Here is a 10,126-nt window from a genome sequence, read left to right as displayed (position 1 = left end):
AGGACGTCGAGGAGCATTCGCAGCCTCACATCGTCCACGTTGCGACCCTCGCGGGAAGCCCGGCGGGTGCTCTCGGCGGCCGCCTCGGCCTGCGAGAGGCGGCCGCGGAGCTTGCGCAGCTCCTTGTCCATGGCGGCGGTGGCGGCCGCCGCAGCGGCGCTCTCCCGCTCCGCCGCCTCGGCGGCGGCGTCCGCGCTCTCCCGCGCCGCCTTGGCCTGCTTGCGTGCTTCGTGCAGCTTGTGCCGCAGCACCGCGATCTCGGCCCGGGCGTCCCGGAGTTCGCCGCGCACCTTGTCCAGTTCCTCGGCGCGCGCCGACCTGGCGGCGGCGATCTCCGCCCGCAACGCGGCGATCTGCTGCTCCACCGCCGCCTCGTCGGCCGCGCTGGCCGCGCGCGTCAACTCGGCCCGTACGGCCTCGACCTGCATCGTCCATCCGGACGGGCGGAGGAGATACGCGATCGCGGCGACGCGGACCGGATCGGCGGCCGGCGGAACCGCCGACGCCTCCACCGCCTCGGCCAGCTCGGGATGGGCCTCGCGCAGCGGTCCGGCCACACGGTCCCGGAACTCGGAATCGCTCTCCAGCTGAGCGGCGATCTGGTTCGCAGCCAGCTTGGCCCGCTTTCGCGCCTCGAACCGGGCGAACATGCGCAGTGGCGCCGGGACCTCGCCGGTGGGCATCGAACCGATCAGATCGGCGGCCGCCTCGATGACCTGCTGCCGTACCGCCTCGGGCAGCGGTCCGCCGAGGTGCTCCTCCGGGCCGGTATCGATGATCGTGCTCCTCACGGGCTGCCGGTGGCGGATCTGAGCGGCGGGCCGGATCGGCCGAGGGCGGCCGAGCACCGGGAACCACGCGTCCGTTCGCACGAACGCACGATCGGCCGCGGCGATGCCCTCGCGGTCACCGGCGCCCCGTTCGCCCGGTCGGCGGCGGCGCGTCCGCGTCGATAACCAGAGTAGACGTGCCGGGCACTCAGCGTGTCGACGTCCCCTAGAACGCCGAGGCCGGCGGAGCGGACGCCCGCCCGTCGAATGTCGGTGCGGGCCCGTACCCTCGCCCGCATGGTGATCGGCGGAGGTATCCAGGGCACCCTTGACGATCTCGGTACGCCCCTCGTCGACGTCACGTTCGTCGTCGTCGACCTGGAGACCACCGGCGGTTCCCCGGCCGAGTCGGCCATCACCGAGATCGGTGCGGTCAAGGTGCGGGGCGGTGAGCAGATCGGCGAGTTCGCCACGCTCGTCGACCCAGGAGGGCCCATCCCTCCGTTCATCACCGTGCTGACCGGCATCACCCAGCAGATGGTCACCGCCGCGCCCGCCATCGGGGCGGTGCTCCCCGCGTTCCTCGAGTTCGCCCGCGGCTGCGTGCTGGTCGCCCACAACGCGCCCTTCGACATGGGTTTCCTACGGGCGGCCTGCGCCGCCGAAGGCCGCGCCTGGCCGGCGTTCCCGGTGGTCGACACCGCCGATCTGGCCCGCCGCGTGCTCACCCGCGACGAGGTTCCCAACTGCAAACTCGCGACGCTCGCCCGCTTCTTCCGCACGGCGACCGAGCCGTGCCACCGGGCGCTCGCCGACGCCCGCGCCACCGTGGACGTGCTGCACGGGCTCATCGAGCGTCTGGGCGCCTTCGGCGTGCGGTCGCTGGAGGAGCTCAAGACCTTCGCCAAGGCGCCGACCCCCGAGCAGCGACGCAAGCGGCACCTCGCCGACGGCCTCCCGAGCGCACCCGGCGTGTACGTCTTCGAGGACGCCCGAGGCGAGATCCTCTACGTGGGCAAGAGCACTGACCTGCGCTCGCGCGTGCGGTCCTATTTCACCGCGTCCGAGACCAGGCGGCGCGTCCGCGAGATGATCGGCATCGCTGAAAGGGTCCGCCCGATCATCTGCGCGACCGGCCTCGAGGCCGAGGTCCGTGAGCTTCGCCTCATCGCCATGCACAAACCGCGGTACAACCGGCGGTCCCGGTTCCCTGAACGCGCGATCTGGCTCAAGTTGACCTCCGAGCCCTTCCCACGGCTGTCGGTCGTCCGGGAGTGCCGCGACGACGTGGCCTATCTCGGGCCGTTCTCGTCCGCCAGGGTGGCCGAGGAGGCGCGGGCGGCGCTTCACGAGGCCGTCCCCCTTCGGCAGTGCACCCAGCGGCTCACGCTGCGCCTGATCGAGCGTGGCCGGGCCCGCACCTGCGCGCTCGCCGAGCTCGGCCGGTGCGGGTCACCCTGCGACGGGCGTGAGCCCATCGAGGCCTACGAGCGGCACACCGCCCTGGCGAGGGCGGTGATGGAGGGCGACGCGCGGCCCGTCGTCGCCGCTCTGCAGACCCGCATCGACCGGCTCGCCGTAGAGCTCCGCTACGAGGAGGCCGCCGAGCAGCGTGACCGGCTGGCCGCGTTCGTCCGGGCCGCGGCCCGCTGCCAGCGGTTGAGCGCGCTGTCCGGCTGCGCCGAGCTGGTGGCCGCCCGGCCCGGGTTCGGCGGCGGTTGGGAGCTCGCGGTCGTGCGGCACGGCCGCCTGGCCGGCTCCGGAGTGGTGCCGCCGGACGCACGGACCGCCGTGGCCGTACGCGCCCACGTCGACGCGGTGATCGCGACCGCCGAGACGGTCGCCCCCACGGCGGGGCCCGCGGGCACCGCGAGCGTCGAGGAGATGGAGTGCGTGCTGCGGTGGCTGGAATCGCCCGGCGCCCGCCTGGTGGAGCTCGACGGCACGTGGAGCTGCCCCGTCCACGGTGCCGAGGGGATGCGCGAACGCATCCAGCGGGCCTACGCCAACCCCGGCGTGTGATCATCTGCATGATCACACGAGCGAAGCGTGTGATCATGCAGATGGTCGCATCCCGGGTGCGAGCGCGTCTTACCCGCGAGCGACCACGGCGGCCCTTGACGGCGGGAACCGCGAAAGGGCGGCCGCCGACCGCAGGACCGGCCGACCGGTACATTGATCCGCGGATCCGTCGCCGGCGAGGGCAGAGGAGAACGCGCGAGTGGCCCTGCCCCTCTATGACAGCCAGCCGACGCGGCGCGCACCGCTGATCACCTACCTGTTGGTCGCGGTCAATGTCGTGGTGTTCCTGATCACGCCCATGGCGGGCTTCGCGCAGACCAACGCGCAGGCCCGGGAGCGTCAGTGCGCCCAGGTGACCTTCATCCGCCAGTACGGCGCCATCCCGCGGGAGCTGATGAGCAACCGGCAGGAGCCGCTGCCGGAGGGGATCATGGCGCAGTGCCGGCCCGAGCCGTTCGACAAGATGCCCTGGCTGTCGGCGTTCTCGTCGATGTTCCTGCACCGGGACTGGGAACACCTTCTGGGCAACATGATCTTTCTGTTCGTCTTCGGCCAGGCTGCCGAGGACCGGCTCGGCCGCCTGCGCTTCACGCTCTTCTACCTGCTGTGGGGCCTCGTCGCGGTCTACGGCTTCGCCGTGACCGACCCGGACAGCATCGTGCCGCTCATCGGCGCCTCAGGAGCGATCGCCGGTGTGCTCGGTGCGCATCTGGTCATGTTCCCGCGGTCACGCACCATCGCCCTGATCCCGCCGGTCCGGCTGCCCGCCTGGCTGCTGCTCGGACAGTTCTTCCTGCTCCAGTGGCAGATGCTGGGATCCGACGACGGCGTGGCCTATGTCGCGCACATCTACGGCTTCGTGGCCGGTGCGGCGTTCGGGCTGTGGGCCCGTCGTGCCCCCGCCCTCCGCCGGGCGGCCGTCCTCGGAAGCCGCCGCTAGGTCCTCGTCGCCCCGGCCGGAACCTCTCTTATAGGGTCGGATCGTCCGCACCGAGGAGGGGCCTGTGATCACCGCGATCGTGCTGGTCAAGACCGAAGTCGCCCGTATCGCCGAGGTCGCCGAGGCGATCGTCGGCCTGGAGGGGGTCAGCGAGGTCTACTCGATCACGGGGGATTCCGATCTCGTCGCGATGGTGCGGGTACGCCGCCACGAGGAACTCGCCGAGGTCATCCCGGGCCGGCTGAACAAGGTGCCGGGCGTCGTGCACACCGAGACCCACATCGCCTTCCAGGCCTACTCGCAGCACGACCTGGAGACCACCTTCTCGCTCGGCCTGCCCGACGCCGACTGAGCCGGTCGCCGCGGGCTCGCACCCGTCGGCAAGCGCGATCCGGTCGCGCCGATTGAGCCGCGAAGCGGCTGCGAGACGCTGCGCAGCCGTGAAGAGGCCGCGAGCGCCGGTCAGCCGCGCAGCCGCTGCGAGACGCCGACCCAGCGGTCGAGCAGCGCCGCCGCGGAGCCGGACTCGATCGCCTCGCTCGCCCGGCCGTAGGCGCCCTTGAGCGTGTCGGTGAGCCGTTCCGGCTCCGGCGTGCCCTCCGCCGCCACGATCACCGCGGCAGCGTTGAGCGCCACCACGTCGCGCACCGGGCCGCGCTCGCCGGCGAACACCCGTCGTGCGACACGGCCGTTGAAGGCGGGGTCGGCGCCCCGGAGGTCGTCGGCCGTCGCGCGCGGTATGCCGAGATCGGCCGGGTCGAAGGCGACCTTGGCCGCCGTTCCCTCGCGGACGACCCAGACGGTGGACGTGCCGGTGGTGGTGAGCTCGTCGAGCCCGTCATCGCCGCGGAAGACGAGCGATGAACAGCCGCGCTCGGCGAACACTCCCGCGATGATCTCCATCATGCGCGGGTGGAACACTCCGACCGCCTGGGCCGTGGGCCGTGCCGGGTTCGTGAGCGGGCCGAGGAAGTTGAACACCGTCGGGGTGCCGAGCTCGCGCCTCGTCCTCGACGCGTGCCTCAGCGCCGGGTGGAACAGCGGCGCGAAGCAGAAGGTGATGCCGACCTCCTCGGCGACCCGGGCCGTCGGGCCGGGCGCCAGGTCGATCGCGACGCCCAGCTCCTCGAGCAGGTCCGCCGAACCGCAGGAGGACGAGGCGGCGCGGTTGCCGTGCTTGACCATCCGCACGCCGGTGGCCGCCGCGACGATCGCGCCCATCGTCGAGACGTTGACCGTGTGGGCACGGTCACCCCCGGTGCCGACCAGGTCGGCGATGACGCCCGGCACGCTGATCGGCGTGGCGTTGGCCAGCATCCCCTCGGCCAGCCCGGCCACCTCGGCGACCGTCTCGCCCTTGGCCCGCATGGCTACGGCGAAACCGGCGATCTGGGCGTCCGTCGCCTCACCCGACATGATCTCGTTCATCGCCCATGATGCCTGCCGGGCCGACAACGACTCGCCGTCGAGCAGCGCATTGAGGAGTCTGGGCCAGGTGGGCGGCTGGTCGTGGGCAGTCGCGTTCACCGGTTTCCTCCTATGGTCCGAGGTCGGGCGATCCGAGGTCGAGCGGTCGGGCGGTCACAGCGGCGGGTGCCGTGTCACGGCGACCGTCCCGGCCGCGGCGCCGTACCCGGGCCTGGAAGCGGGACTAGAGAACGGGCAGCCGGGACGCCCGCTGACGCATGAGATCGGCCACCGCGCCGGCGAGGGCCATCGGATCCAGCGGCTGGCCGACGACGGCATCGGCGCGCGACCAGGTGGCGAGCCAGCCGTCGTCTCGCCTTGCGATCATGACGAGCACCGGAGGGCAGTCGTAGATCTCGTCCTTGGCCTGCCGGCAGATGCCGAGGCCACCGGAGGGCTGAGCCTCCCCGTCGAGCACGGCCACGTCGATGCCGCCCTCGTCGAGCAGGGCCATCAGCGCCGGCTGGGTGGCGCACTCCACGTACTCGACCCGGGGAAGATCCGCCGCGGGCCGGCGGCCGATCGCCATCCGGACCTGGGCGCGGGTGTTGGCATCGTCGCTGTAGACGAGAACCTTCATGACGGCGGAGGCCGGGGACGACTCCCCGCCGGGGTGCCGCAAAGGGCCAGCGGTGCTCATGGGGGAAAGGCTACCGGGTCGGCCGTAGGGTGGCACCGGTCGGCCAGAGGTCGGCTACTACGGGGGGTCGTGCACGCTCGGCGAGCAGGTGCCGTAATAATGCTGCCCGTGGCAACAACATCAGCGATAGAGACGGCACCCCGCGCTCGGGCCAATCGTCCCAACCTGGTGAGCGTGGGGACGATCGTATGGTTGTCGTCCGAGCTCATGTTCTTCGCGGCATTGTTCGCGATGTACTTCACGATCCGGTCGGTGACCAAGGGCCAGGGCGGTGAGTGGCCGGGAGCCGAGCTCGACATTCCGTTCTCGGGGTTCAACACCTTCGTCCTGGTCGCGTCGAGCATCACCTGCCAGATGGGCGTCTTCGCCGCCGAGCGCGGCGACGTGCGCAAGCTGCGGATCTGGTACGTCATCTCCTTCCTGATGGGCGCGTACTTCGTGGGCGGACAGCTCTACGAGTACAGCAAGCTCGTCAGCCACGAGGGCCTCACGCTGTCGTCGTCGGCCTACGGCTCGGTGTTCTACCTGACCACGGGGTTCCACGGGTTGCACGTGACCGGCGGCCTGATCGCGTTCCTGTTCGTGCTCGGGCGCACCTACGCCGCCAAACGCTGGACCCATGAGCAGGCGACGAGCGCGATCGTCATGTCGTACTACTGGCACTTCGTGGACGTGGTCTGGATCGGCCTGTTCGGGACCATCTACCTGATCAAGTAACCCGGAACGAGGATATTCGTGAAACGGTTCACCGCATGGCGACGGCGCCCATGGGCGGGCTACGCCGTCGTGCTGGTCGCGCTCGCGACCATCGGCGTCGTCTACGCGGGCTTCTCGCCCAAGGCCGATACCGCTGAGGCGAGCAACTCGGCCGCGGCCGCCCAGGACATGGCCAACGGCAAACAGCTGTTCAATCAGAACTGCTCGAGCTGCCACGGCCTCAACGCCCAGGGCACCAAGGACGCGAAGGGCAAGCAGATCGCGCCGAGCCTCATCGGCGTGGGCGCCGCATCGGTCGACTTCCAGGTCAGCACCGGGCGGATGCCCGCGATGAACCCGGGCGCCCAGATGCCGCGCAAGAGGCCGGTCGAGGTGTTCCGGAATCCCAAGAACATCTCCGACGTCGCCGCCTACATCCAGTCGCTCGGCGGCGGCCCCACGATCCCGGCTCCGGAGCAGGTCGACCCCGCGAAGGGCGATGTCGCGCTCGGGGGCAAGCTCTTCCGGACCAACTGCGCGCAGTGCCACAACTTCGCGGGTTCGGGTGGCGCCCTGACCGGGGGCAAGTACGCCCCGCCGTTGGACGAGTCGACGCCGACGCAGATCTACGAGGCCATGCTCACCGGCCCGTACGCCATGCCATTGTTCAACGACACCACGCTGACCCCGGCGGACAAGCGGGCCATCATCGCCTACGTCGTGCAGACCCGTGAGGAGCCCAACCCGGGCGGCAACGGGCTCGGCCGCATCGGCCCGGTGGCGGAGGGCGTCGCGGGATGGACGGTCGGCATGGGCCTGCTCGTCCTCGCCGCGATGTGGATCACCGCCAGGAAGCCCAAGAAGCTGAAGAAGCAGCATGACTGACATCAAGAACGACATCGAGGGCTCGCGCGAGCCCAGGGCCACCGACGGCACCGTCGACGGTGGCGAGGACCGTACCCCGAAGCGGGTGATCGGGACGCCGTCCCCGGCCGGGGACCGGCACCTGATCGCCTCAGGTGAGGGGCCGCCGCCCCGGACGCCGGACGCCGAGGCCGACGAGGAGTCGGCGAAGAAGGCGGAGCGCGTCGTCGCGGCCTTCTTCATGCTGGCCTTCCTCGGCAGCCTCGCCTTCATCGTCTACTTCATCGGCTTCAGCGGGCGCGACGGGGGGATGCACGGCATCCACCGCACCCGCGAGGTGAATTACGCGCTCGGCACCGCGATGACGGTGGCGTTCCTGGCGATCGCCATCGGCATGACCATCTGGGTGCGCAGGCTCATGACGAGCCAGCAGATCGTCCAGCAGCGCGGAGAACTGGCCTCGCCGCCGGAGGACAAGCAGGCATTCACGGAGAACTTCCTGCAGGGCGCCGAGGAGAGCGGCATCACCAAGCGGCCGCTGCTGCGGCGCACGCTGCTGCTCGCGGTCGCCCCGCTCGGCCTGGCGCCGCTCCTGCTCCTGCGCGACCTCGGCCCGCTGCCGGAGAAGAAGCTCCGCCACACCTTCTGGGGCGAGGCGGTCAAGGCCGCCCAGCGTTCCGGCAAGAAGGGGGCCCGGCTCCTCGTCGACGGCACCGAGACCCCGCTCAAGGCCAGTGACTTCAACTCTCCCGGCGGCATCATCACCGTGATACCCGAGGGTGTGGAGAAGACCCACGAGCCGCTGAACGAGATCGCCAAGGCGGCGGTGCTGCTGGTCAACATCCCGGCGGACAAGTTCAAGCCGGTCAAAGGCCGGGAGAACTGGCACGTCAACGGAATCGTGGCCTACTCCAAGATCTGCACGCACGTGGGCTGCCCCGCCGCCCTGTACGAGCAGACGACGCACCACATCCTGTGCCCCTGTCACCAGTCGACCTTCGACGCCACCGACGGCGCCAAGGTGATCTTCGGTCCGGCGGCCCGGGCCCTGCCGCAGTTGCCGATCACGGTGGACGACGAGGGCTACCTCGTGGCCACCGCCGACTTCCCCGAGCCGATCGGCCCGAGCTTCTGGGAGCGCGGATGAGCGACGCACAGGCACCAAAGGCGGTCGAAGCACCGCTGACCTTCATCGACGACCGGCTGGGTTCGACGACCTTCTTCAAGCGCAATATGAAGAAGGTCTTTCCGGACCACTGGTCGTTCATGCTCGGTGAGATCGCCCTCTACTCCTTCATCATCCTGCTGCTCACCGGCACCTTCCTGACGCTCTGGTTCAAGCCGAGCATGATGGAGGTGGTGTACGACGGCTCGTACACCAAGCTGAACGGCGTCCGGATGAGCGAGGCCTACGCCTCGACGCTGCACATCACCTTCGATGTGCGTGGCGGGCTGCTCATGCGGCAGCTGCACCACTGGGCGGCCATCCTCTTCATGACCGCGATCATGGCGCACATGCTGCGGGTGTTCTTCACCGGCGCCTACCGCAAGCCGCGCGAGCTGAACTGGCTGATCGGCATCGGCCTGTTCACCCTCGGCATGCTGGAGGGGCTGTTCGGCTACTCGCTGCCGGACGACCTGCTGTCCGGCACGGGTCTGCGGATCACCCAGGGCGTGGCGGAGTCGATCCCGGTCGTGGGCACCTACATTTACATGTTCCTGTTCGGCGGGGAGTTCCCCGGCGAGAGCATCATCCCGCGGTTGTACACGATCCACGTGCTCCTGATCCCGGGCATCATCCTGGCGCTGGTCACCGCGCACATGATGATCATGTGGCATCAGAAGCACACGCAGATGCCGGGCAAGGGCCGGACCAACGCCACGGTCACCGGCTACCCGTTCTACCCGGTGTTCATGGCCAAGACCGGCGCGTACTTCCTGTTCACCTTCGGGGTCACCGCACTGCTCGCCACGTTCGCCCAGATCAACCCGATCTGGTTGTTCGGGCCGTACGACCCGAGCGCGATCTCGGCGGGCTCGCAGCCGGACTTCTACATGGGCATCCTCGAAGGCGCCCTGCGGATCATGCCGAACTGGGAGACCAACGTCCTCGGGCACACGCTCAGCTGGAACGTGCTGATCCCGGCGCTGGTGCCACTCGGCATCATCTTCACGGGCGCGGCGCTCTTCCCCTGGATCGAGCGCTGGGCGACGGGCGACCAGGGCCTGCACCATGTCAACGACCGGCCGCGCAACGCCCCGGTGCGCACGGCGACCGGCGTCGCGGCGGTGGCCTTCTACGGCCTGCTCTGGCTGGCCGGCGGCAACGACGTCATCGCCGAGCGGTTCCACGTCTCGCTGTACGCCACCACCTGGTTCTTCCGCGTCACCGTGATCATCGGGCCGTTCCTGGCCTTCATGATCACCAAGCGGATCTGCCTGGGCCTGCAGCACAGCGACGCGGCCACGATGGCGCACGGCTACGAGAGCGGCGTCATCAAGATGATGCCGAGCGGCGAGTTCATCGAGGTGCACCGAGAGGCGCCCGAGGATCAGGCCGCCGTCATTCTGAGCAAGGTGGAGGGCAAGTCGCTTCGGCCGGCTCTGGACGACAACGGCATCCCGGCACCGGGCAGCCGAAGCCCACTCGGTCACCTGCGGCTGCGGCTCAACCGGTTCTGGCACGTCGACTCGATCCCGATCGAGCAGGGCCACGGGAACGGCGAG

9 protein-coding genes and 1 pseudogene are annotated in these 10,126 nt (G+C 70.1%); 7 read left to right on the top strand and 3 right to left on the bottom strand.

Going from position 1 to position 10,126, the window contains the following annotated elements; genetic code table 11:
* Positions 1 to 872 (bottom strand): annotated as a pseudogene (locus HKK72_RS30775) (RNA-binding protein); the annotation flags it as partial.
* Positions 873 to 1,067: 195 nt separating this feature from the next.
* On the opposite strand from HKK72_RS30775, the gene HKK72_RS30770 reads away from it, so the two are divergent.
* The 3 genes from HKK72_RS30770 to HKK72_RS30760 all read left to right on the top strand — a co-directional run bounded on the left by HKK72_RS30770 (position 1,068) and on the right by HKK72_RS30760 (position 4,084).
* Complete coding sequence (locus tag HKK72_RS30770) at positions 1,068 to 2,792, top strand: DEDD exonuclease domain-containing protein (RefSeq protein WP_222721342.1); 1,725 nt, start codon at positions 1,068 to 1,070, stop codon at positions 2,790 to 2,792.
* A 199-nt stretch (positions 2,793 to 2,991) separates the two neighbouring features.
* Entirely contained in the window at positions 2,992 to 3,732 is a 741-nt protein-coding gene (locus HKK72_RS30765; protein WP_187237945.1) for a rhomboid family intramembrane serine protease, read from the top strand.
* Positions 3,733 to 3,796: 64 nt separating this feature from the next.
* A complete protein-coding gene (locus tag HKK72_RS30760; RefSeq protein ID WP_187237944.1) occupies positions 3,797 to 4,084 on the top strand; it encodes an Lrp/AsnC family transcriptional regulator in 288 nt (95 codons plus the stop codon).
* Positions 4,085 to 4,194: 110 nt separating this feature from the next.
* Here the strand turns inward: HKK72_RS30760 and trpD are convergent, their stop codons facing one another.
* Positions 4,195 to 5,259, bottom strand: a complete 1,065-nt coding sequence (gene trpD, locus HKK72_RS30755; protein ID WP_187237943.1) for an anthranilate phosphoribosyltransferase — start codon at positions 5,257 to 5,259, stop codon at positions 4,195 to 4,197.
* Between the two features lie 124 nt (positions 5,260 to 5,383).
* On the bottom strand, positions 5,384 to 5,779 hold the full coding sequence (locus tag HKK72_RS30750) for a response regulator transcription factor (protein ID WP_187237947.1): 396 nt from the start codon (positions 5,777 to 5,779) through the stop codon (positions 5,384 to 5,386).
* A gap of 159 nt (positions 5,780 to 5,938) precedes the next feature.
* On the opposite strand from HKK72_RS30750, the gene HKK72_RS30745 reads away from it, so the two are divergent.
* The 4 genes from HKK72_RS30745 to HKK72_RS30730 all read left to right on the top strand — a co-directional run.
* Complete coding sequence (locus tag HKK72_RS30745; RefSeq protein WP_187237942.1) at positions 5,939 to 6,556, top strand: heme-copper oxidase subunit III; 618 nt, start codon at positions 5,939 to 5,941, stop codon at positions 6,554 to 6,556.
* Between the two features lie 18 nt (positions 6,557 to 6,574).
* Positions 6,575 to 7,420, top strand: a complete 846-nt coding sequence (locus HKK72_RS30740; RefSeq protein ID WP_187237941.1) for a c-type cytochrome — start codon at positions 6,575 to 6,577, stop codon at positions 7,418 to 7,420.
* Positions 7,413 to 8,546 (top strand): ubiquinol-cytochrome c reductase iron-sulfur subunit, encoded by a 1,134-nt coding sequence (locus HKK72_RS30735; protein ID WP_187237940.1) that lies wholly within the window; start codon positions 7,413 to 7,415, stop codon positions 8,544 to 8,546. The genes HKK72_RS30740 and HKK72_RS30735 overlap by 8 nt, the downstream gene beginning before the upstream one ends.
* Positions 8,543 to 10,126 (top strand): cytochrome b (locus HKK72_RS30730; protein ID WP_187237939.1); only part of this gene is annotated, 1,584 nt, incomplete at its 3' end. The genes HKK72_RS30735 and HKK72_RS30730, both read left to right, overlap by 4 nt.

Origin of the sequence: Actinomadura sp. HBU206391 (assembly GCF_014323665.1) — a bacterium.
Lineage (GTDB): Bacteria > Actinomycetota > Actinomycetes > Streptosporangiales > Streptosporangiaceae > Actinomadura_C.
Note: the sequence above shows the minus strand (reverse complement) of the source record. Positions and strands in the feature narration are given on the sequence as shown.

Bases quoted from the DNA above. Each gene is read 5' to 3' on its own strand.
- HKK72_RS30770 (WP_222721342.1), top strand. From the start codon at position 1,068: ATGGTGATCGGCGGAGGTATCCAGGGCACCCTTGACGATCTCGGTACG.
- HKK72_RS30750 (WP_187237947.1), bottom strand. From the start codon at position 5,779: ATGAAGGTTCTCGTCTACAGCGACGATGCCAACACCCGCGCCCAGGTC.
- HKK72_RS30745 (WP_187237942.1), top strand. From the start codon at position 5,939: ATGCTGCCCGTGGCAACAACATCAGCGATAGAGACGGCACCCCGCGCT.
- HKK72_RS30735 (WP_187237940.1), top strand. From the start codon at position 7,413: ATGACTGACATCAAGAACGACATCGAGGGCTCGCGCGAGCCCAGGGCC.